Genomic DNA, 20,759 nt, shown 5'->3' with positions numbered 1-20,759 from the left:
AGACAGTTTTTTTCATCTGGCCAGAGGGCGATGCGAGCAGATCTCGGGACCTCAGTGCGAACGCCCGTCGTAGTGTGTGACGGGAATCGCGGCAAGGTCGACCCCTTCCAGGCAGCGGATATTGATTGCCGCCATCGCGTTGCCGGCCGCATCGCTTCCTTCTCCGTACGGATGCATACCGCAACTTGGGCAGAAGCGGTGCTTGATGACGTGCTTGTTGAAGGTATAGGTGGCAACGTTTTCTTCGGGTGTCAGCAACTGTAGTTTCTGGCGCGGGACGAACCACAGCAATGAACCCTTGCGCGAACAGATCGAACAATTGCATGCCATTGCGCTGCTGAGTTCGCCATCGACTTCAAATGCGATTTTGCCGCAGTGGCAACTGCCTTTGTAAATCATCTGATTTCTCCTTGCCAGCCGGTAGGGGATGATGTCATGACTTGCTGCCATGACTTGCATTTAGGTCGCTTCAGTCAGTGAATATTCGAAACTGTATGAATGTTTGCTGTCTGCGATCTCAATCGACATCTTGCCGACAAGACCGAGTAATTGGCCGCTGCCGGAATCAGGCACCACGTTAATCGTCAGTTGCGATGCGCCTTGGTGCATGCTGCCGCAGTGCTGAAGTGTAAAGCTGCCTGCACGGCCGCCCAGTATGCCGCTGACATGCTCGATGGCGACGTAAGCTGCGGAGCCTTTGACGGCAGTGCCGGCGGTCAGCATCTGACCTTTGCTAACAGCTTCCAGGTCGCCGTGAAAATGCTTGTCGATCAACATTCTGCCGACCATAGGCGCGGCCGATTTGTCGTCTGCATCCTGCGGACTGAGTTTTACTTCAAACGTCCCTTTAGCAATAGTCATCACGCCCCGTTTTCCTTGTTTGCCGTTGAAAGTTCAGGTGGACGGTTGCACAGCGCCCGGTACGCATGAAGCCGGGGCGTCGCGTTGACACTAACGTTGACACTAAGCCTTGAATTTATTCTTGAGTGCATCCAGCTTTGAGTTCGATGCCGCTTGACCGCCGATAGCCTCGTCCGCCCAGTCGTCTCCTGCATCCTCAGCGAATTCTTCCGCCAGGTTTTTCCAGCCTTTGCTTGCTGCAAAGGGATTGAATTCTTCCGGTGCTTCCAGCACGATCAGCTTGTCGTCTTGCAAACCAAGGTCGCCGTGGCCGAAGTCCGGGCCGGTATAGCCGATCTGGCGCAGCCTGGTAAGGATTTGTCCGATCAACACCTTGTCTTCATACAGGCGTTCCTTGCCGATCGCCGCGGCGAAATCGACATAGACGTCGATGATCCCGTAGCCTTCGTCGAAGATGCGGATTGCTTTGATGTCATGCTTGCGGCCGGCAGCGTCTGTAACGCTGAATGGGCCGCTCAGTTGGATGTCGGTTTCGCTGTTCATCTCGGCAGGATACACCAAATGTCCGGGAATGCAGAAGCCCTAAAAAGTCACGGTAGCGACGACTGAATCGGTAAAAGTAGCAGCAGTGCCGGATTGTCCTGACGGTACCCGCGCATAAATGGTAACCGGCGTCGCAGCGCCCGTGGCGGTGGTGCTGCCTGGTGCGGTTGTCGCCGTATTGCCCCACGTTGTGGTGCGACCGGAATCTGAGAATAACGAGTAGTTCAGATACGTCGGCGAACCACCGCCGCTGGACAGGCGCCGCAGCGGCACAGTATCGGTTGAGGCGGTACCGGGATTGGCGCCTTGCCCCAGTGTTTAGCTTGGTGACAGAGTTGTCATGGCGCTGTCTGTATTTATAGTGCAAATATTTCCACTGCGAAATATATTTATTGATGCCGCAGCCAGCAACCCGCAACTTGCGCGGAGGGCCGCGCAAGTTGTCTGGATTGCACTATAGCGTTGGCAACGTCAGTGTGGATTGCTGGTTAGGGTTGAACTCGAAGCGCACGCCGAAACGTTCGCCCGGATTGACTGGCGAGGCATACAAGCTGTCAGCGGTATCCAGCACCACGCCGATGTGATGGCCGGCCGGTACGTCATAGGCCGTGGCCGAAAACTCGATCGGAAAATCGATAGTCTGGCCTGGCGCGGCCCAGTGCAGCGTGGTGGCGCCGTGGGTAATCAGGATACCGGTGCCGATGGCGTCGACGTCATACAGATAGGCGACCACTTGCGCGCGTGCCTGCGACGGTGTAACCCGCAAATTCAGCTTGGGAATGCCGCGGATTTTTTGCGTTGCCAAGAGCGCTGGCGCTTCGTAGCGCACACCTGCCGCAAGACTGACAGTCGGCAGCGAATTGATCACAGGGATGTTGACCGTTTCGCCGAGGGTGGAAAGAATGGGGATCAGGCCGCTGGTGGCGGTGGTGTCAAAGAAGTTCTGAATCAGATCGGAATCGGTGGTTTTATTCAGCGAAGCCGAGATGGTCCCCTTGTCGCCTTTGCCGCAGAAGCAACTCAGATCGAAGCGAATCGGTCCACGCGGGCCGAGGTAATAGGTCTGGTTGCCGAGCTCTGGCGCTGGCCAGTTGGAGAAGGATTCATAACGATTGGTGAACTTGATTTGCATGGTCACCTTGGGTTCGGTATCAACGCCGTTTTTCTCGCCTTTCAGAAAGCGGTTAAACCAGCGGTGCGCCTGATCGTAAGGGTAATTGGCGACACCCAGCAGAGCGCCGGGAATTTCTGCGGATGCATGAATGCCGGCGTTGAGCAGCATTTTTTTCGGACCAGTCAGCGTGCTAAACATCGCCAGCGAAGAATTCGGCGTGAACATGTCGTCCTGGAAGTTTTTGCTGAAAAATACCGGTGCGTTGCGCTGGTTGATGGCTGCGATGTAGCTGGATGGCGAGCGCGGTTTCGCCCAGGTTGTGATGTCAGCGATTTTCGCCGCGCTGGTATTCGGATCAAGCAGGGCCAGTATGTTTTGGTTCACCTCAGGCGCTGGCCTGCCGGTGACGCTGCCGGCCAGGCCAAGTATGGTGGCCCAGGTCAGGTTGGGTGAGCCGGCGGTGTAGAGTTGGTCCGCCAGCGTAGCCCAGCCGGAGAGTGCGACGGCGGTCTTGAAGCGCGGGTCTTGTCCCAGTGCGATCAGCGATAGTCCGGCGCCATAGGAAATGCCGCTGGCGGCGACATTGTTGATATCGATAGGCGCATTCGCTTGCAGCCAGTCAAGCACCGAAGAGACATCGCGTACATCTTCCGGCGCCGCCACGTCGACCAGGCCTTCCGACAGGTAGAAGCCGCGTGCGGTGTAGCTCACCACTACGTAACCGTCTTGCGCCAGTTTTTGCTGCTGGCCGACATACTCGACGCGGCCGGGAGCGGCCCAGCTGGCGATCATGACAATTGCAGGAAATTTCTGGTCGCTGCTGCTGCGCTTCGGCAGAAACAGGTTGGCCGCCAGCTTGGTGCCGTCGAAACTGGTGATGGTCATGGCCGGGATCCAGCAAGTGCCGTCTATCGGCGAGACGATGCCGGGCGATTGCATGGGGGTGGAATAGCTTGCTGCTTCAGCTGCGGTGGCGCTGCGGCATAGCTCTGCATTGGCGGCTGTTGAAGCCAGGCATAAGCCCAGCAAGCCCAGCCTTAAGGCGATGCCGGGCAGGGATAACAAAGACGGGATACGCATGCGACGTTCTCCTAAACATTATTGATTATTTTGTGACAAAGTAAGAGCTGGATTGCCAGTTTTTGAAGCGGAAAATCACGTTGCGGGATGACGGTTGTTGCGATACTTGGCGCTGCAGATTTCAGAAAGCAGATGGTAGTGATCGATCAGTATCTGGGTGGGTGGCGACAAATGGATTTGCGGATTTGGCGCTGCAACAAATCTGATGAAAGACTTTATAAGTGAACGATCGTTCTTTTATTCTGGTTTTATTAACCCACGCATCGCGTTGCAACATCAATAAAAAATTTAGAACTCAGTTACTAATTATCGACGTGTACAGGAATTAACGAGGAGCTGCCATGTTAAAACAGGTCGAAGCAGGTGTTCTGAATGTTACCTACGATGAGCGTGGCGATCCTGACGATCTCGCGGTTTTTCTGCTGCATGGTTTTCCTTACGATATCCATGCTTATGACGAAGTAATCCCTTTGCTGGTGGCGGCGGGCTGCCGGGTCATTACTCCCTATTTGCGCGGTTACGGGCCGACCCGATTTTTGTCTGCGCAGACGCTGCGTTCCGGCCAGCAAGCGGTGCTCGCTCATGACCTGCTGGCCTTGATGGATGTCTTGGCGATTCCGGAAGCGGTGCTGGCAGGCTACGACTGGGGCGGCCGTGCAGCTTGCATCGTTGCCGCCCTGTGGCCGCAGCGGGTGCGCGGCCTGGTTTCTGTGGGGGGGTATAACATCCAGGATATCCCAGGTTCGGTAAGGCCGCAGTCGCCGGAAAATGAATTGCGCTACTGGTATCAATACTATTTCCATGGTGAGCGCGGGCGGGCTGGGCTGCAACAGCATCGCTATGAATTCTGCAAATTGCTGTGGCGGCTGTGGTCGCCCAATTGGGAGTTCGATGAGGCGACTTACCGGCGCACCACAGTTGCTTTCGACAACCCCGATTTTGTCGACGTGGTAATTCATTCTTATCGCCATCGCTTCGGGCTGGCGGCGGGAGATCCTGTGGTCGAGCGTACGGAGCTATTGCTCGCCACGCAGCCAAAGATCAGCGTGCCCGCCATCGCGCTGGACGGCGGCGGCGACGGCGTCAGCCTGAGCGGCGGATCGGAACATCACGCTGGATTTTTTAACGGCCCGTATCAGCGCCGCGTGATTCCGCTTGTGGGGCATAATTTGCCGCAGGAAGCGCCGCAAGATTTTGCTGCCGCGATACTGGCGGTCATTTGAGTCGTCAAAACTGATGCTACCCACGCTCAACCATCGCTAGGGCGATTTTCTTTTATCTCCAAGGAAAGTCGATAACAGGTCCATCGGCAACGGGAATACCACGGTGGTATTTTTATCGGCGCCTATCACCGTCAAGGTTTCCAGGTAGCGCAACAGGATTGCCTGCGGCTCTTGCGCCAGGACGTGGGCGGCCTGGTAGAGTTTTTCCGATGCCTGTAATTCGCCTTCGGCATGAATCACCTTGGCGCGCCGCTCACGCTCGGCTTCGGCCTGCCGGGCGATGGCGCGTATCATCGACTCCGTCAAATCAACCTGTTTGATTTCAACGTTGGATACCTTGATGCCCCAGGAATCGGTTTGTGCATCAAGCGCCAGCTGGATATCCAGGTTCAGTCTTTCCCGTTCGGCCAGCATGTCGTCCAGCTGGTGCTTGCCGAGCACCGAGCGCAACATGGTTTGCGACAATTGACTGGTCGCATTGAAGAAGTTGGCGACTTCGACGATCGCTTTGCGTGGATCGATTACACGGAAATACACCACTGCGTTAACCCTGACCGAAACGTTGTCGCGCGAGATGACATCCTGTGTCGGTACTTCCAGCACAACGGTGCGCAGGTCGACCCTGACCAGTTGCTGGATCGCGGGGATCAGCAGCACCAGCCCCGGCCCTCTGACGCCGGAAAAGCGGCCCAGGGTGAAAATCACGCCGCGTTCATATTCACGGAAAATATAGATGGCGGCATTTAACAGGATAAGCGCGATGAAAAGCAGCGCGACCAATCCGAACCAGGCGAAATTCCAGGGCATTTTCTTTGCCTCCTTCCTTATCGAGGATGAGCCAGTTGCCGGCGCGGATTTTGCACCAGCGCCGGTAACCATCATGCAGGTCATTTAACCAGTATAGGCGACCGGACCGCACTTAGACATCTCGCCGTCAAGATGTGGCGCCAGGCGAAGGGCAGGTATGTTAAATTGCCGTTTCATAAATCACAACAGGTTGATGCATATGGTTGTTTCAGTTCGAACCATGCATTGCAGCGATGACGCCGCTGTCGCCGAACTGCTCCCTCATTTGGGGTATTCGGGGGACGCCAATTGCATCCGCTTGCGTTTTGAGGCACTTTCTACATGGCCCGATAACATGGTGTTTCTGGCGGAAATTGAAGGTCGTGTAGTCGGACTTTGCCAGGTTCACGGAGTGCGCCTGATCGCCAGCGACGGCTATGCGGAAGTTGCTGCTCTGGTGGTTCATGCCGAGTATCAGCGGCGTGGCATAGGCAAGCTGCTGTTGGGGTGGGCAGGGGATTGGGCGACCGCTTCGGGATATGTCCGGTTACGGCTGCGCTCTGGCGTGCATCGCGAAAAAGCGCATCTTTTCTACGAAGCTTTGGGATTTGAAAAATCCCGGGCCAGTTTCGCATTTGAGCGCCATCTGGGCCAAAACCGGAGCGAAGCTGTCCATGAGTAATCCCTTGGTGCATTTGAATCACGTCATCATCTACGTCGACGAACCAACCAGGTCGGCCATCGCGCAATCGGCTTTCATGAAAAATGAATTTGCGGCGTTTGAAGCCGCCGCTGTCGCCATTGAGGACGGCGGTGGCTGGAGTGGGCTCTATATTGACGGCGAGCAGACTTACGTCGAGATATTCGGGCCGTCGCAGGCTTCGGAAAATGGTCATACAGCTGGCGATGCCAGCGTCTGTCTTGGTGTGGGTCATGCTGGCGGGCTGAAGGAGGCATGTGTTCTCCTTGGCGATATCACCGCCCCTGATTTGGTCAAACGTCAGATCAGTAGCCAGGAAATACCTTGGTTCCATTATGTAGATCTTGACGACGCAGTTGTCCCTGGATCGCTATTCACGGCCAGCATCATTGAATACGACCAGCATTTTTTGAGGAATAGCCGGCCCGGATTGATTGCTGGAGAAGAGGGAATCACCCGCAAGCAATACAACGCAGTACGTTATCAGCCAGGGCGCTATCTCAAGGACATTATCGAAGTTACCCTGGCTTTGGCGGCAGATGAGGCCGCGCGCTTTGGCCGTCAGTTGGCGGCGCTGGGATATGTGGAAGCATCTGAAGGCGAGACGAAGACATTTAGCAGTCAGCAGCTCATACTTCGCGTGATGCCAAGGACCGCCCTGCTACAAGGCGTCGTTGCGCTAAAGCTGAGTTTGTTAAGGAAAAAAGAGGGTGAAACAATTTACCGTTTTGGCGAAGGATCGGTGTTGCGGTTTGATGATGAACATACTGCCAGCTGGCTTTTTGGGCATGCTTTAGAATAAATTCGAGGCCCCGTGTTCGCCAGTTACTTGAATCAGACCACCCGCAATAAGGAGTAATCAATTCGTGCACATATCCAGTGGCATCCCCATCATCCGCATATTTTCGGAATCAAAAGCCAAGGAGTTCTATCTGGATTTCCTCGGTTTTACTCTTGAATGGGAGCACCGGTTCGAAGAGAATTTTCCGTTATATGCCCAGATAAAGCGCGACGACCTGACCATTCATCTGAGCGAACATCATGGCGATGCGACGCCGGGCTCAACGATCTTTGTGCCGGTCGTGGATATCGATGCCTTGCACAGTGAATTGCTGGCGAAGAATTACGCCTATGCCAGACCGGGCGTTGAAGATCTGCCTTGGGGCCGGAATATGCAAATCACTGATCCTTTCGGCAACCGGATCCGGTTTTGTGAATTGCGAGCCAGTTAAGCTTAATTGCAGTCCGGCCGGAGTCCGGGATCAATCCAGGGAAAATGTGCATGCGGACGGCAGGGGGGGAAACCGGTTCAGGTTTCGCTCCATTGCCGCATCAGGTTGTGATAACAACCGATCAGGCTGCGCCTTGCGGTTTCGTCGGCGTTGGTTTGATTGAGCTTCTGGATAGCGTTATCCATGTCAAATAGTATGCTGCGCTGGCCGTCGTCGCGCACCAGGCTTTGTGCCCAGAAAAAACAGGCGACGCGGGTGCCGCGCGTGACAGGCGTCACCTGATGCAGGCTGGTGGCAGGATAAATCACCATGTCTCCCGCTTCCAGTTTTACCGAGTGCATGCCGTAGCTGTCTTCGACTTGCAGTTCGCCGCCGTCATACGATGCGGAATCCGATAAAAACAAGGTGGCGGAGATGTCCGTGCGCAGCTTGCGGCCGTTATGCGGATGAATCCGCACGCTGCCGTCTACATGTGCACCGAAATTCATGCCTTCGCCGTAGCGGTTGAACATCGGCGGATAGACCGTATTTGGCAGCGCCGCGCTGATGAAGCGCGGATGGCGTTCCAGCGCCTCCAGAATGATTTTCTGGCACTGTAACGCCGCTTCCGATCGTTCGTCGATCTGCTGGTTGAACTTGACTGCCGCTCCCTGGTAGCCGGCTGTGACGCGACCGTCGACCCAGGCCGGGCCTGCTTGGTCGAGCAATTGGCGTACCGCGCTGAGCTGCGCTGCATCGAGTACTTCGGGAATGGCAATCAGCATGAACGCTCCTGCAAATGGATATTACAAACGATAGTTGAGCGACAGCATCGCGGTGCGGCCTGTCCCCGGTACCGAACGGCCGCCGTCCGACTGGATCAACGCATCGTAATACATTTTGTTGGTCAGGTTGAACAGGTTCAGGCGGATATCGTATTTCGGCTGGGTATACGCCAGCGTTGCATCCCAGCGGGTATAACCGCCAGCCTGCACGGTATTGGTGGGGTTGGCGAAACGAGCCGACATGTAGCTGGCGCCACCGCCGACTTCCCAGTGCGGCGCTACCTTGTAGGTGGTCCAGCTGGTCAGTGTGTTCTTCGGCGTGTTGACCGGGATCTTGCCCTGTGTGCCGTCAAGAGCGGACGATTGGATCACTTTGGCGTCCAGGTAGGTATAGCCGAGCGCGACTTGCCAATCCTTGGTGATATGACCTGTGGCGCCGGCGCGTGCACCGTTGACCCTTACCGTGCCGTCCAGCACATAGACGCCGGTGCTGACCTGGCTGCGCGCGTTGTCCTTGGTGATCTGGAAAGCGGCGGCGTTCAGTGACAGCTTGTCGTTGAGCAAATCCCATTTGCCGCCCAATTCATAGGAGCGGTTCTTTTCCGGATCGAGGTTTTGCTGGCCGGTGGTGCCGGTCAGCTGTTCCAGCGACGGGTTGAACGAGGTGCCGTAGGACAGGTAGTAAGACTGCTCCGCACTTGGCTGCCAGATACCGCCCAAGCGTACGCTGGTGAAGTTGACGGTCTGCTGGGCGGACGGCAGGGTGGTGTTTTTGGCGGCCGCCGGCGCGGTGACCGAATTCAGCGAGTTGGTGATGCTGGCGATGTAGCGATCGAAGCGCAGACCCCCGACCAGTTTGAATTGCTGCGTGATCGACGCTGTGTCGTTGATATAGGCCGCGACAGTGTTGGCGGAGCCGCCGGCGCGGTTGCCAGCCTGGCTGACGACATTACTGCCGGCTGTGCTATAGCCTGGATTGATCAGCGGCACGCAATCGTTGTAGCCGGCGACCGTCGATGGAGCATTCAAGGCTACGCCATTGCAGCTGCCGTTGCGGTAATAACCCTGGTTGTCGTAGCCGTCATGGCCAATTTCGAAACCGGCCAGCAATTCATGCGTGACGCTGCCGGTGCTCAGTTTGGCCGACAGTTCGGTCTGGTTGAACATCGAATAGTCGCGGATGTCGCGGTCATGGCTCTGGCCACGCACATACAGGCTGCTCAAAGGCAGTGCACTGACGGCGGAGGTCGGCAACGGCGTGAAACCGGCGGCCGAAACCGTGCCAATGGTGTTAGGCGCCGTCTCTACCGCGCTGGTGCGTACATAATTGAACTGCGTCTGGTTACGCAGCACGATGTCCGGCGTGATCTTGTGGCGGATAGTGGTGTTCAGCGACGCCACATCCTGGTTGGTGTGGTCGCTGTTGAGGCCGTAGGCGGTATCGCGGCCGACATTGGCCGGATGGCCGTTGAGCGGCGGCAGGCCGTAGTCAGGCATGTCGTGGTTGTGCTGGATCAGGGCCGACAAGGTGATTTCGGTCGGAGTGCCGATACCGAACACATAGGAGCCAGCCAGGCCGAAGTCCTGGACGTCGGTCTGGTCGCGCGTGGTGGCTTTGCCGCTTTGCGCCATGGCTGACAGGCGCAGCGCCGACGTGTCCGACAAAGGATGATTGTAGTCTGCGGTAGTACGCACCAGGCCGTTTGTCGTGGCCGATGCCGACACTTCCGTTGCCTCGCGCAGGTTGGCTTTCTTGGTCACCTGGTTGATCACGCCACCGGTAGAGCCGCGGCCGAACAACATTGAGGACGGCCCCATCAGCACTTCGACTTCATCGATGGCGAAGGTGTCGCGATAGTACTGGCCGCGATCGCGAAAACCATCTAGGTAGATGTCGGTACGCGCCGAAAAGCCGTTCAGGTTGATGTTGTTGCCGATCTGGCCGCCTTCGGCGCCGCCCAGCGTAATGCCTGCGACGTTGCGCAGTGCATCGGAGAGCGAGTTCGCGCCTTGCGATTGCATCAGCGCCTTGTTCACCACAACCACCGATTGCGGCACGTCATGCAGGTCGGCCGGCAATTTGGTGAGAGAGGTGCCGTTGGCGTTGAAATCGCCGCGGCTGCCTTCAACCACAACTTCTTGCAGTATGGCAGGGCTGGCGTCTGCTTTCGGGGCGGGGGCTTGTTGCGCGTATAAAGGCAAAGGACTAGCGAATACTGCGACCAAGGCAGCGGCAATCGGATTGAGGCGGTTCATTTTTATAATTGGCAAAAGGTTTAGCAGGTCGGCTGTGGCCAACGAACAGAATTTTGGCTGGCTAGTACGGCTCGACGATCCCGTTTTGCTGGCTGAAGATATAGCTTAAATGAGAGTGATTATGTAATCGATTCTTATTTAGTGTTAATTCGCGACGCAATTATAGATGAGAGTTATTGCACGCCAATAGTCTGGAATTGTAAAAAGCACGGAAAAACAACAGCTTGCCATATTGCTCACGGTCACTTTTTACGTGCGTTTTGATGTGCTGATTGTTGCTTGGGGTTGAAATATCATTTGAGTCGAGAGGTGTTTTTCGCAACAAACAATGCGCGCACAGTACGTCTTCTGCGTAATCGGCATTGCGGCGTTGCGGCGCAGGATTGCACTGTTTCCAATTTCATTCAAAGGCATTTCATGACACATCACATTCCAGCCATTGGCCTTGGCACTTTCCGTTTGCAAGGGCAAGTAGTCATTGACTCTGTGCGTAATGGCATCGATGCGGGGTACCGCCATATCGATACGGCCCAAATCTATGGCAATGAAGCAGAGGTCGGCCAGGCGATGGCAGAAAGCGGAGTCGCGCGTGACGCCTTGTTCGTCACCACCAAGATCTGGATTGAGAACCTCGGGCGCGACAAATTGATTCCAAGTCTCAAGGAAAGCCTGCGCAAGTTGCGGCTGGAGCAATTGGACCTGACGTTGATCCACTGGCCGTCGCCAAAAGATGTGTTGCCGGTTGCTGAATACATGGCGGTTTTGGCGGAAGCCAAGGCAACAGGGCTGACTCGGCAGATCGGGGTTTCCAATTTCACCAACGCCCAGTTGCAGCAAGCGATCAATACTGTCGGCGCGGCTGAGATCGCCACTCAGCAGGTTGAAATCCACCCATTCCTGCAGAACCGCAAGGTGGTGGAATTTGCCCGCAACCAAGGGATCCATGTCACGGCCTACATGCCGCTGGCTTACGGCAAGGTCATGCATGATCCGGTGATCGCGCGCATCGCCGAACAGCATCATGCCAACCCTGCGCAGATTGCCCTGGCATGGTCGCTGCAGCAAGGTTTTGCAGTGATTCCCTCATCTACCAAACGCGCCAATCTGGAAGCCAATCTGCAGGCCAAGGATATCGTCCTGTCTGCAGATGAGATGGCGCAGATCGCCGCGCTGGAACGCAACGAACGGCTGGCCAATCCGGACGGCCTGGCGCCGGTTTGGGACTAATGCTGCGTGGTCGAGTCGAAGGCAGGGTTAGCCGAATTTCACATCACAGCAATACGTCGGAAATGTCGCTCAAGCTGCGACAGTTTAATCAATTAAAGGAAACATCATGCGCATCAAATTACCCGGAAAAGTAGGATTCGGCACCGCCCCCTTGGGCAATATGTTTCGCGACATCCCGGTTCAGGAAGCTTTGGACACAATGGCTGCCGCATGGCAGAACGGCATTCGTTTTTACGACGCCGCGCCATTCTACGGTGCCGGCCTGGCTGAACTGCGCCTGGGCGACGCGTTGGCCAGCCATCCGCGTGAAGAGTACGTGTTGAGCACCAAGGTCGGACGCCTGATCCTGGATGAAGTGGAAGATCCCAGCACCCGCGACCTGGGTGAAAAAGGCGGCCTGTTCGTTCATGGCTTGCCGAACAAGGTGATTTACGATTACTCGGCAGACGGCACATTGCGCTCGATCGAAGACAGCCTCAAGCGCCTGAAGACAGACCGCATCGATTATGTCTGGATTCACGACATAGCCCAGGATTTCCATGGCGAGAACTGGCGCGAGGTGTTCGATGTGGCCATGAACGGCGCGGCCAAGACGCTGACGCGATTGAGGGAAGAGGGCGTGATCAAAGGCTGGGGATTGGGCGTGAATCGCGTTGAAGCTTGTACGCTGGCCATGCAGCAAGCTGACCCCGACGGCTTTCTGCTGGCTGGACGTTATACCTTGCTAGACCATCGGCAGGCACTGGAACAACTGATGCCGGCTTGCGTCGAACGCGGCCTTGGCATCGTGGTCGGCGGCCCATACAATTCAGGCATCCTGGCTGGCGGCGATCATTTCGAATACCAGAAGGCGACGCCGGAAATGATTGCCCGGGTCCAGCACATGAAGACTATCGCCGCCCGTTTTAACGTCGATATCAAGGCAGTGGCCTTGCAGTTTTCGCTAGCCCACCCGGCGGTGGCCGCAGTGATTCCAGGCGCCAGCCGGCCTGAGCGCATCGCAGAAAACCTGACCCTTGCGACAGCGTCGATTCCCGCCGATTTCTGGCTGGAATTACGTCAACAGGGGTTGGTGGCGGAGAGTGCGCCGTTGCCAGTCGTTTGAGGCATCGTTTTATTCCTCAATGAGTAATCGCTTCGCTGTCTAGCGTTTTTCCAGCAGGAAGTTGCGTTCGGGCGGCGGCGTCAAGCCGGCTGCGGCGCCGGTTTCGTCTTTCAGAAGGATGCCGGATAGTTGCCGCCGGAGCGCTTGTGTCAGCAGGTAATGCAGCTTGACCGCCGCCTCTTCATACGATAATCCGGCGGGCCGCACATTGGAAATGCAATTGCGGCTTTCGTCGGTCAGGCCTACCCGAGGCGCCCAAGTCAGGTACAGGCCCATGCTGTCCGGCGAACTCAAGCCTGGACGTTCGCCGATCAGGATCACTACCATTTTGGCGTTGAATATTTCGCCTACTTCATCGCCGATGGCGACCCGGCCTTGCTGAACGATGGTGAGCGGCGCCAGCGACAAATTGTCCGGCGCCAGCTTTGCCATGAGCGCGTCCAGAAAGGGCTGGGCATTCTGCGCAATGGCCAGCGCTGACAAGCCGTCGGCAATGACGATGGAGAGATCATATGATTCGTGCGGCGGATGGCTTTGATGCAACTCCAGCAGCATGGTGCGTGACGCAGCATTCAGCCGTCGTCCGAGATCAGGGCGCTGTAAATAGGTATCGCGATTTCCCGCTGCGCTTGATACGACAATGCAGTGGACGTCGGGATCGGCGTCGCGCAAGCTGTTTGTCAACGCCTTGACATCGAGCCTCAGATGCACCGCGTCCCGCGCTCTGGCGTGCGCCAGCTGGAATGCCAGTTGCGCTGAAGTCGGCAGGCTGACGCCGCTGCGGCCTAAGGCAATCCGGGCGTCGGTGAATTGCCGCAATTCCTGCCAGGGATTGTTGACCACCGTAAGATTCGGTTTTTTCATGAAAGCTTTCTCATGGCAAACGCAACAGCGCTTGTTGAAATGCCGAGGGCAGGGTATCGCCCAGTTTCACCGGCTCGTCTTCGGTAAAAATTCTCATCGCCTTCAGCCAGGCTTCAAATTCCGGTGCTGGTTTCAATCCCAGCAAGCGCCGTACATACAAGGCGTCGTGGAAAGAGGTGCTCTGGTAATTCAGCATGATGTCGTCCGAGCCGGGAATCCCCATGACGAAGGTGCAGCCGGCGTTGCCGAGCAGGGTCAGCAGTACGTCCATGTCGTTCTGGTCGGCTTCGGTGTGGTTGGTGTAGCAGACATCACAGCCCATCGGCAGGCCGAGCAGCTTGGCGCAGAAGTGATCTTCCAGGCCGGCCCGGATAATCTGCTTGCCATCGTACAGATATTCGGGACCGATGAAGCCGACCACCGAATTCACCAGCAGCGGCTTGAACTTGCGCGCCACCGCGTAGGCACGCGCTTCACAGGTTTGCTGGTCGATGCCGTGATGGGCGTTGGCCGACAACGCGCTACCCTGGCCGGTTTCGAAATACATGACATTGTTACCGACGGTGCCGCGTCCGAGCGAGAGAGCAGCCTCGCGCGCCTCCGCCAGCAACGCCAGGTTGATGCCGAAACTGAGGTTGGCAGCCTCGGTGCCGGCAATTGACTGGAATACCAGGTCCACCGGTGCGCCCCGATTGATGGCTTCTATCGTATTGGTGACATGGGTCAGCACGCAAGACTGGGTCGGAATCTGGTAGCGGTCGATGATGTCGTTGAGCATAGTGACGATCTTGATCACCTGCGGCACATTGTCGGTGGCCGGATTGATGCCGATCACCGCATCTCCGCTACCGTACAGCAGGCCATCGAGAATACTGGCGGCGATGCCGCTGCTGTTATCGGTCGGATGATTCGGCTGCAGGCGCGTCGACAGGCTGCCAGGCCGGCCGATGGTATTGCGGAAGCGGGTCACCACGCGGCATTTCCTGGCGACCAGGATCAGATCTTGCACACGCATGATCTTGGATACGGCGGCCGCCATCTCCGGCGTGATGCCGGGCGCGACCACGGCCAGCACGCTCTCGTCGGCTGCGTCGCTCAACAGCCAGTTGCGAAAATCGCCCACGGTCAAGTGCTTGATGCGAGTGAAGGCTGCTACATCGTGGTCATCGACAATCAGACGGCTGACTTCATCCTCCTCATACGGCACCAGCAGATCGTCGAGGAAGCGGCTGAGAGGTACAGCCGCCAGCGTCATCTGCGCCGCCACCCTTTGCTCCGCGCTGGCAGCGGCCAGGCCCGCCAGGACGTCACCGGAACGCGGTGGCGTGGCCTTGGCCATCAAGTCTTTCAGGTCGCGGAACTGATAGCTCCTGGCACCGACGATATGGCTGAACTGATGCTTGCTGTTACTCACGGCTGCGGTCCTCCATGCAATTGCGCGGGGCTTTCCTTGTGCGATGGCGCTGGGCTCAATAGTACGACTATTCGTTCTATTCCCGTTTATCAGGAACACCGCCAGGCCGCAAGCTGCGGGCGGGCCCAATTGGCAACGACGGTCTACTTTGGTTCCGCATTGAGAGAAAATGGTGCATGGTCATCTCGCTGAAGGTGCAAAGCTTACATTTTCCCGATCTTGAATGACGAAGAGCAAAATGTGTGCCGTTGTGGTGCACAATGATCGTCCGCCGGCCAGCAGGCTGTCTGTGAAAGCATGCGTGAACCTGGTTTCAAGAAAACACTGAATCCGAAAGATTGGTAAATTATTGGAATATGTGGGAGGGTATGGCAGGCGTTGACAAAACTTCTTCTCATCGTTTCTGAACGTTTCTGACTATTACGGCTCGGAACACTATTCGACAGACAACCATCTTCAGGAAAATTTCATGCAAAACAAGACAGTCACGTTGGCCTTGCAAGGCGGCGGTTCCCACGGTGCGTTTACCTGGGGAGCCCTGGACCGCCTGCTGGAAGATCCGCGGATAGACATTGAGGGCATTAGCGGCGCGAGCGCCGGCGCGATGAATGCGGTAGTGATGAGTTACGGCCTGGCGACCGGCGGCCGCGACGGAGCGCGTCAGGCGCTGGCGGATTTCTGGGATAGCGTCAGTACCCGCGACCTGTACAGCTTCATGCGGCCGGATGCCTTGAGTGAAGCCGGTATTGCCTCGCAGGCGACTTCATCGGCTCTGTTGAAGCACATGTTTTCAGTGACCCGCATGTTTTCTCCCTACCAGCTTAATCCGTTCGATCTGAATCCCTTGCGCGATATCCTTGGCAAGCAGATTGATTTCGAGCGTTTGCGGGCAGAAGGCAAAGTCAAGCTGTTCATCGCCGCGACCCAGGTCAGCACCGGCCGCTTGCGCATCTTCCGCAATGACGACCTGACGCAAGATGCTTTGCTGGCGTCGGCTTGCCTGCCTTCGATGCATCACGCGGTGGAGATTGATGGCGAAGCGTACTGGGATGGCGGCCTGACCGCCAACCCACCGATTTTCCCCTTGCTGCATTTATGCAATTCGCCGGATATCCTGGCGGTGCTGTTGCACCCGTTCCGGCGGCCGCTGACGCCCACCAGTACCGACGAGATCGGCCAGCGACTGAGCGAGATCAGTTTCAGTTCCACCTTTTTTACAGAACTCGGCGGACTGGCGCTGGCCAGACGCGAAACCGAAGCGGATCCGGAGGCACGCGGACATATGCACGATCGCCTGATGGAGTTGCAGATCCATGTGATCGACTCCGATGCCTTGATGAGCCAGCTGAGCGTCGCCAGCAAGCTGAACACTAAAGCGTCCTTTATTCACGCCTTGCGCGATGCGGGGAGAACGCGGGCGGAACACTGGCTGCAAGAGCATTTTTCCGGTGCGGAATTGCAATCTAATTTTGACCTCAGCCAATTTCTTGCCTGATTCTCGGCTTTGTCCTTGATCTAACCACCTCACTTATTCATGCATATGAAATTATCCCGCTCCGAATTTCTTCCGTTGCGCGGCCTGCGCTACCATGTACGCCACTGGGGCCGCGCCGGCGACCCGAAAATTTTCATGATGCATGGCTGGATGGATGTCTCGGCCTCGTTTCAATTCGTGGTCGATTGCCTGCAGCGTGACTGGCATGTGATCGCGCCTGACTGGCGTGGCTTTGGCCTGACGGAAGGGCCGCCGGTCGATAGCTATTGGTTTCCCGATTATCTGGCGGATCTGGATGCCATCTTGCAGCACTATTCCGGCGACCAGCCGGTCAATTTGCTCGGTCATAGCATGGGCGGTTACGCCGTTGGCTTGTATGCAGGCACGCGACCGCAGCGGATAAAGGCCTTGATTAACCTGGAAGGTTTTGGCGGCGAACACCTGGCGGCCGACCTCGCGCCCAGGCGCTACGCCAAATGGCTGGATCAACTGATCGAATCGGCAGCCTTGCAAAGCTATCCCGACCTGACGGCGGTGGCGGCGCGCCTGCAGAAAACCAATCCACGCTTGAGCGACATCAGGGCGGCGTTTCTGGCGCAGCACTGGTCGCGCCAGAATGATCTGGGACGCTGGGAAATCCTTGCCGATCCAGCGCACAAAATCATCAATCCGGTGCTGCCGCGCGTCGAGGAAATGCTGGCTTGCTGGCGCGCTACCACTGCGCCGGTGCTCTGCGTGGAGGCGGAGGAAACCAATATGTGGCAATGGATGGGCGGCAAGGAAACAATGCGCGGCGAGATCGATGGCCGTATCGCCTGTCTGCCGCACGCCAGGGCTGCGGTCGTCCGGGAAGCAGGGCACATGCTGCACCATGATCAGCCGCAGGCGCTGGCGCGCTTGATCGAGGATTTTTTGCAGGAATAGGGCACTTCCCGATGACGTGCTGTGGCCGGCGAAATGTGCGTTCGCAGCATATGCAGCCCAAGGAGCGTACAATCTTGGCATGGCAACGATTTTTAGCTGATTTGCAGCGGCTTTCAGCCATGCTACCGGTGTTTCCCTGTAGGACTAATGATGTTGAATGTTGATCTCCATTGCCACTCCAATGTTTCCGACGGTACTTTAACGCCGATGGCGGTAGCTGCACGCGCCAAGGCCAATGGCGTCGATATATGGGCCTTGACCGATCACGACGAAATCGATGGCATTGCCGAAGCCCGCGCTGCTGCGGCGGCGCTTGATCTGCGCTATGTGGCCGGAGTCGAAATTTCAATTACCTGGGCTGGCCAGACAATTCATATCGTTGGTTTGCAGATTGACGAAACCAATCCGCAACTGGTGCAGGGCCTGGTGTCAACCCGCGGTGGCCGCGAACGGCGCGCGCACGAAATGGCGGCGCAACTGGCGACGGTGGGGATTCCCGATGCCTTTGACGGGGCATTGAAGCACGTCGGTAATCCCGATCTCATATCGCGCACCCATTTTGCCCGCTATCTGGTGGAAATTGGCCGCTGTAAAGACACCAGCGAGGTATTCCGTAATTTCCTCACCGAAGGCCACCCAGGTTACGTGCCGCATTGCTGGGCGTCACTGACGCAAGCCGTGCAATGGATACGCGACGCCGGCGGCCTTGCAGTGGTAGCCCATCCGGGGCGCTACAAGCTGAGCGACCTGGCCTTTGATGCCTTCTTCAGCGAATTCAAGCAATTGGGCGGGGCGGGTATCGAAGTCATGACCGGCAGCCATACCCCGGATCAATATGACTATTACGCCAAGGTTGCTTCCAGATACGGTTTTCTCGCGTCGCGCGGTTCGGACTTCCACAGCCCGGCTGAATCGCGGGTCGACCTCGGCGCCTTGCCGCCTTTGCCTGATAGCGTTACCCCGATCTGGCATAACTGGTAATTTCTAGAATCTTAGGATTTACGCAAAATTCCGTCCGCGGCGTTATGCCTTCTAGCCGTACCTTCGCACTATCTTCGTCGGCATGCCTTGCTGACGAAACTTTACGTAAATTCTAAATTTGTTGATGGCTCGCTGTCTGTGATAAGTCATGACAGCTGCTGCGTCGCAACATAGTTACATCCTTTGCATGGCCATGATTCTGTACTACTCTGAAACAGAGCCTGTCGCACTACATTTGCAGTGACCAGTCGTTGCTGCGGCGACAGCGTAGCTGGCTGTATTGGCTTTTGAGGAGGTCATCATGGAACTTCACATGCATTCGCATCACCTGGAGCATCGCCTGCCAGACTGGCCGGCGGCCGCAGTCTCCGGTTTTGCCGCCGGTGCGGTCGTGATGGTGCTGGAACTGCTCTGGTCATCCATCTTCCTGGATACCAGTCCCTGGGCCACGTCGCACATGATTGCTGCCATCGTGCTGGGGCCGGATACACTGCAAACAACCACCTTCAGCGTCGGCATAGTCGCCGTGGCGCTGGCCACGCACTATGTGCTTGGTATTGTCCTGGGGCTCATCCTGGCCTCCATCATCGCGCCTTTCCACTTTGACTCTAGCGTCGGCATGATATTGCTGACCGGCGCTGTGTTCGGCCTGGTTGTCTATTTGTTCAATTTTTACGGCATGGTCCGCTTCTTTTCATGGTTTGCCGATATGCGCGGCTGGGCGACGCTGGCTGCACACCTGGTGTTCGGTATGTCGGTGGCGATCATCTACTGGAAGCTTGAACGGCCTTTAGGACAATAGCGGCTGCACACTGCGGCACCATTTTCCGGAGCGCAGACGGATCGGGAATACAATCCTGATCCGTTCGCGTAAGCATATGCGGAGCCAGGGCAAGCCGGAGCATGATTGCTGCGATCGGTCGCGGCTGTAAGCATTCAGAGAGTACTTCATTGCATTCGCGTCAATTCCGCGGACCGCTCCGCAGGAAAGAGGATAGCTATGGCCATGGCAGTTGCACTCGTCCTGATCGTTGTCGCTTCGGTGCTGTTTCATTTTTTCAGCCCGTGGTGGGCGACCCCGCTAGCATCGAACTGGCGGCAGATGGATGACACGTTGACCATTACCTTAGTCATCACCGGCATTTTCTTCGTCGTCATCAATCTTTTCATCGTTTATATCTTGCTGCGTTTTCGTCATCGCGAAGGGCAGCGCGCCGCCTATCAGCCCGACAATCGCAAACTGGAGCGCTGGCTGATCATCGGCACCAGCATCGCCATCATGGGTTTGCTGGCGCCCGGTTTGTTTGTCTATGCCGCCTATGTCACGGTGCCGGCCAATGCGGTGGACGTGGAAGTGGTCGGCCAACAATGGCAATGGCGTTTTCGTTATCCCGGCGCCAGCGGCAAGCTTGGCCGTTCCAGCGTGGCGCTGATCAGCGCCTCTAATCCATTCGGCGTGGACCCTGCCGATCCGGCCGGGCAGGACAATATCCTGATCAACAACAACGAGTTGCACCTGCAAGTCAACCAGCCGGTCAGGCTTCTGTTGCGCTCGCTGGACGTGCTGCATGATTTTTTTGTGCCGCCGTTCCGCGCCCGCATGAATATGGTGCCGGGCATGGTGACCTCATTCTGGTTCACGCCCGACAAGATCGGCCGCTATGAAGTCCTGTGCGCACAACTGTGCGGCGTCGGCCATGCCGGTATGCGTGGCTACGTGGTGGTGGAAGATGCCGCCAGCTTTCAGAAATGGCTGAAGGCGCAGCCGACGTTTGCCCAGACCATGGCGCCACCGGTTACAAATGCAATCGCCAGCGCTGCTGCGACTGCACCCATCGCCGGCGACGCACTGGTAGCGCAAGGCAAAGCCCTGTCCGAGTCGAAAGCCTGCGTAGCCTGCCATACGGTGGACGGAACGCCCCGTGTCGGTCCGACCTGGAAGGGTTTGTACGGAAAAACCGAAACCATGGAAAGCGGCGCCACGGCGCTGGTGGACGAAGCTTATCTGAAAACATTTATCCGTAATCCACAGGCGCGGGTAGTGAAAGGCTTTGCGCCGATGATGCCGAAAATCGAAATGAGCGATGCTGAACTGGAGGCGCTGGTGGCTTACATCAAATCGGTCGGCGCGGCGTCGGCCGCCACGCCGAAGCAGCAGGCGCAACAATAATCATCTGCTAACCAAGGAAC

At 56.9% G+C, this 20,759-nt stretch carries 21 protein-coding genes; 11 read left to right on the top strand and 10 right to left on the bottom strand.

Going from position 1 to position 20,759, the window contains the following annotated elements; all coding sequences use genetic code 11:
* Positions 1-51: 51 nt before the first annotated feature.
* The 5 genes from LT85_RS15255 to LT85_RS15235 form a co-directional block, all read right to left on the bottom strand.
* Positions 52-399 carry a GFA family protein gene (locus LT85_RS15255; protein WP_038490282.1) on the bottom strand — a complete coding sequence of 116 codons (348 nt, stop codon included), beginning with the start codon at positions 397-399 and terminating at the stop codon, positions 52-54.
* Between the two features lie 60 nt (positions 400-459).
* Positions 460-861: a DUF3224 domain-containing protein gene (locus LT85_RS15250; protein ID WP_038490279.1), complete on the bottom strand. Its 402-nt coding sequence runs from the start codon at positions 859-861 to the stop codon at positions 460-462.
* Between the two features lie 102 nt (positions 862-963).
* Positions 964-1,404 (bottom strand): hypothetical protein, encoded by a 441-nt coding sequence (locus LT85_RS15245; RefSeq protein WP_038490277.1) that lies wholly within the window; start codon positions 1,402-1,404, stop codon positions 964-966.
* 39 nt (positions 1,405-1,443) lie between these two features.
* Complete coding sequence (locus LT85_RS15240) at positions 1,444-1,719, bottom strand: spore coat protein U domain-containing protein (protein ID WP_156117549.1); 276 nt, start codon at positions 1,717-1,719, stop codon at positions 1,444-1,446.
* 139 nt (positions 1,720-1,858) lie between these two features.
* Positions 1,859-3,598 carry a CocE/NonD family hydrolase gene (locus LT85_RS15235; protein ID WP_038490273.1) on the bottom strand — a complete coding sequence of 580 codons (1,740 nt, stop codon included), beginning with the start codon at positions 3,596-3,598 and terminating at the stop codon, positions 1,859-1,861.
* A 341-nt stretch (positions 3,599-3,939) separates the two neighbouring features.
* Between LT85_RS15235 and LT85_RS15230 the strand changes: the two genes are divergently transcribed.
* The gene (locus tag LT85_RS15230) at positions 3,940-4,821 is read left to right on the top strand and encodes an alpha/beta fold hydrolase (RefSeq protein ID WP_038490270.1); all 882 of its coding nucleotides are present in this window, start codon (positions 3,940-3,942) and stop codon (positions 4,819-4,821) included.
* Positions 4,822-4,857: 36 nt separating this feature from the next.
* Here the strand turns inward: LT85_RS15230 and LT85_RS15225 are convergent, their stop codons facing one another.
* Positions 4,858-5,628 carry a slipin family protein gene (locus tag LT85_RS15225; RefSeq protein WP_038490266.1) on the bottom strand — a complete coding sequence of 257 codons (771 nt, stop codon included), beginning with the start codon at positions 5,626-5,628 and terminating at the stop codon, positions 4,858-4,860.
* A 199-nt stretch (positions 5,629-5,827) separates the two neighbouring features.
* Between LT85_RS15225 and LT85_RS26070 the strand changes: the two genes are divergently transcribed.
* The 3 genes from LT85_RS26070 (at position 5,828) to LT85_RS15210 (ending at position 7,539) form a co-directional block, all read left to right on the top strand.
* Positions 5,828-6,289 carry a GNAT family N-acetyltransferase gene (locus LT85_RS26070; RefSeq protein WP_172656987.1) on the top strand — a complete coding sequence of 154 codons (462 nt, stop codon included), beginning with the start codon at positions 5,828-5,830 and terminating at the stop codon, positions 6,287-6,289.
* Positions 6,282-7,109, top strand: a complete 828-nt coding sequence (locus tag LT85_RS15215; RefSeq protein WP_038490262.1) for a DUF5829 family protein — start codon at positions 6,282-6,284, stop codon at positions 7,107-7,109. The genes LT85_RS26070 and LT85_RS15215 overlap by 8 nt, the downstream gene beginning before the upstream one ends.
* A 64-nt stretch (positions 7,110-7,173) precedes the next feature.
* Entirely contained in the window at positions 7,174-7,539 is a 366-nt protein-coding gene (locus LT85_RS15210) for a glyoxalase superfamily protein (protein WP_038490259.1), read from the top strand.
* 77 nt (positions 7,540-7,616) lie between these two features.
* Here LT85_RS15210 and LT85_RS15205 read toward each other — a convergent pair whose 3' ends face one another.
* Together LT85_RS15205 and LT85_RS15200 are read right to left on the bottom strand one after the other, a co-directional pair.
* Positions 7,617-8,303: a Fe2+-dependent dioxygenase gene (locus LT85_RS15205; RefSeq protein WP_038490256.1), complete on the bottom strand. Its 687-nt coding sequence runs from the start codon at positions 8,301-8,303 to the stop codon at positions 7,617-7,619.
* Between the two features lie 21 nt (positions 8,304-8,324).
* Positions 8,325-10,559: a TonB-dependent receptor gene (locus LT85_RS15200; RefSeq protein WP_038490253.1), complete on the bottom strand. Its 2,235-nt coding sequence runs from the start codon at positions 10,557-10,559 to the stop codon at positions 8,325-8,327.
* Between the two features lie 417 nt (positions 10,560-10,976).
* Between LT85_RS15200 and dkgB the strand changes: the two genes are divergently transcribed.
* Both dkgB and LT85_RS15190 read left to right on the top strand, forming a co-directional pair.
* Positions 10,977-11,786 (top strand): 2,5-didehydrogluconate reductase DkgB, encoded by an 810-nt coding sequence (gene dkgB, locus LT85_RS15195; protein WP_038490251.1) that lies wholly within the window; start codon positions 10,977-10,979, stop codon positions 11,784-11,786.
* A gap of 106 nt (positions 11,787-11,892) precedes the next feature.
* Entirely contained in the window at positions 11,893-12,891 is a 999-nt protein-coding gene (locus LT85_RS15190; protein ID WP_038490248.1) for an aldo/keto reductase, read from the top strand.
* 39 nt (positions 12,892-12,930) lie between these two features.
* On the opposite strand, the gene eutC is transcribed toward LT85_RS15190, so the two are convergent.
* Positions 12,931-13,755: an ethanolamine ammonia-lyase subunit EutC gene (gene eutC, locus LT85_RS15185; protein WP_038490246.1), complete on the bottom strand. Its 825-nt coding sequence runs from the start codon at positions 13,753-13,755 to the stop codon at positions 12,931-12,933.
* Between the two features lie 10 nt (positions 13,756-13,765).
* Complete coding sequence (locus LT85_RS15180; protein WP_038490242.1) at positions 13,766-15,169, bottom strand: ethanolamine ammonia-lyase subunit EutB; 1,404 nt, start codon at positions 15,167-15,169, stop codon at positions 13,766-13,768.
* Between the two features lie 469 nt (positions 15,170-15,638).
* Between LT85_RS15180 and LT85_RS15175 the strand changes: the two genes are divergently transcribed.
* From LT85_RS15175 to LT85_RS15155, 5 genes are all read left to right on the top strand, one after another.
* A complete protein-coding gene (locus LT85_RS15175; protein WP_038490239.1) occupies positions 15,639-16,664 on the top strand; it encodes a patatin-like phospholipase family protein in 1,026 nt (341 codons plus the stop codon).
* Between the two features lie 45 nt (positions 16,665-16,709).
* Positions 16,710-17,588: an alpha/beta fold hydrolase gene (locus LT85_RS15170; protein WP_156117548.1), complete on the top strand. Its 879-nt coding sequence runs from the start codon at positions 16,710-16,712 to the stop codon at positions 17,586-17,588.
* 150 nt (positions 17,589-17,738) lie between these two features.
* Positions 17,739-18,569, top strand: coding sequence for a 3',5'-nucleoside bisphosphate phosphatase (locus LT85_RS15165; protein WP_038490232.1), 831 nt, complete (start codon positions 17,739-17,741; stop codon positions 18,567-18,569).
* 301 nt (positions 18,570-18,870) lie between these two features.
* Positions 18,871-19,371, top strand: a complete 501-nt coding sequence (locus LT85_RS15160; protein WP_038490230.1) for a hypothetical protein — start codon at positions 18,871-18,873, stop codon at positions 19,369-19,371.
* 198 nt (positions 19,372-19,569) lie between these two features.
* Positions 19,570-20,739, top strand: a complete 1,170-nt coding sequence (locus LT85_RS15155; RefSeq protein ID WP_038490228.1) for a cytochrome c oxidase subunit II — start codon at positions 19,570-19,572, stop codon at positions 20,737-20,739.
* Positions 20,740-20,759: the final 20 nt, after the last annotated feature.

It is taken from the genome of Collimonas arenae (assembly GCF_000786695.1).
In the GTDB taxonomy this organism is placed as follows: domain Bacteria; phylum Pseudomonadota; class Gammaproteobacteria; order Burkholderiales; family Burkholderiaceae_D; genus Collimonas; species Collimonas arenae_A.
This window is presented reverse-complemented; position numbering and strand designations above follow the sequence as displayed.

What these genes read in the sequence shown, in the direction of transcription:
- LT85_RS15255 (WP_038490282.1), bottom strand. Translation starts at nt 399, where the DNA reads ATGATTTACAAAGGCAGTTGCCACTGCGGCAAAATCGCATTTGAAGTC.
- LT85_RS15250 (WP_038490279.1), bottom strand. Translation starts at nt 861, where the DNA reads ATGACTATTGCTAAAGGGACGTTTGAAGTAAAACTCAGTCCGCAGGAT.
- LT85_RS15245 (WP_038490277.1), bottom strand. Translation starts at nt 1,404, where the DNA reads ATGAACAGCGAAACCGACATCCAACTGAGCGGCCCATTCAGCGTTACA.
- LT85_RS15235 (WP_038490273.1), bottom strand. Translation starts at nt 3,598, where the DNA reads ATGCGTATCCCGTCTTTGTTATCCCTGCCCGGCATCGCCTTAAGGCTG.
- LT85_RS15230 (WP_038490270.1), top strand. Translation starts at nt 3,940, where the DNA reads ATGTTAAAACAGGTCGAAGCAGGTGTTCTGAATGTTACCTACGATGAG.
- LT85_RS15225 (WP_038490266.1), bottom strand. Translation starts at nt 5,628, where the DNA reads ATGCCCTGGAATTTCGCCTGGTTCGGATTGGTCGCGCTGCTTTTCATC.
- LT85_RS26070 (WP_172656987.1), top strand. Translation starts at nt 5,828, where the DNA reads ATGGTTGTTTCAGTTCGAACCATGCATTGCAGCGATGACGCCGCTGTC.
- LT85_RS15215 (WP_038490262.1), top strand. Translation starts at nt 6,282, where the DNA reads ATGAGTAATCCCTTGGTGCATTTGAATCACGTCATCATCTACGTCGAC.
- LT85_RS15205 (WP_038490256.1), bottom strand. Translation starts at nt 8,303, where the DNA reads ATGCTGATTGCCATTCCCGAAGTACTCGATGCAGCGCAGCTCAGCGCG.
- LT85_RS15200 (WP_038490253.1), bottom strand. Translation starts at nt 10,559, where the DNA reads ATGAACCGCCTCAATCCGATTGCCGCTGCCTTGGTCGCAGTATTCGCT.
- dkgB (WP_038490251.1), top strand. Translation starts at nt 10,977, where the DNA reads ATGACACATCACATTCCAGCCATTGGCCTTGGCACTTTCCGTTTGCAA.
- LT85_RS15190 (WP_038490248.1), top strand. Translation starts at nt 11,893, where the DNA reads ATGCGCATCAAATTACCCGGAAAAGTAGGATTCGGCACCGCCCCCTTG.
- eutC (WP_038490246.1), bottom strand. Translation starts at nt 13,755, where the DNA reads ATGAAAAAACCGAATCTTACGGTGGTCAACAATCCCTGGCAGGAATTG.
- LT85_RS15175 (WP_038490239.1), top strand. Translation starts at nt 15,639, where the DNA reads ATGCAAAACAAGACAGTCACGTTGGCCTTGCAAGGCGGCGGTTCCCAC.
- LT85_RS15170 (WP_156117548.1), top strand. Translation starts at nt 16,710, where the DNA reads ATGAAATTATCCCGCTCCGAATTTCTTCCGTTGCGCGGCCTGCGCTAC.
- LT85_RS15165 (WP_038490232.1), top strand. Translation starts at nt 17,739, where the DNA reads ATGTTGAATGTTGATCTCCATTGCCACTCCAATGTTTCCGACGGTACT.
- LT85_RS15160 (WP_038490230.1), top strand. Translation starts at nt 18,871, where the DNA reads ATGGAACTTCACATGCATTCGCATCACCTGGAGCATCGCCTGCCAGAC.
- LT85_RS15155 (WP_038490228.1), top strand. Translation starts at nt 19,570, where the DNA reads ATGGCCATGGCAGTTGCACTCGTCCTGATCGTTGTCGCTTCGGTGCTG.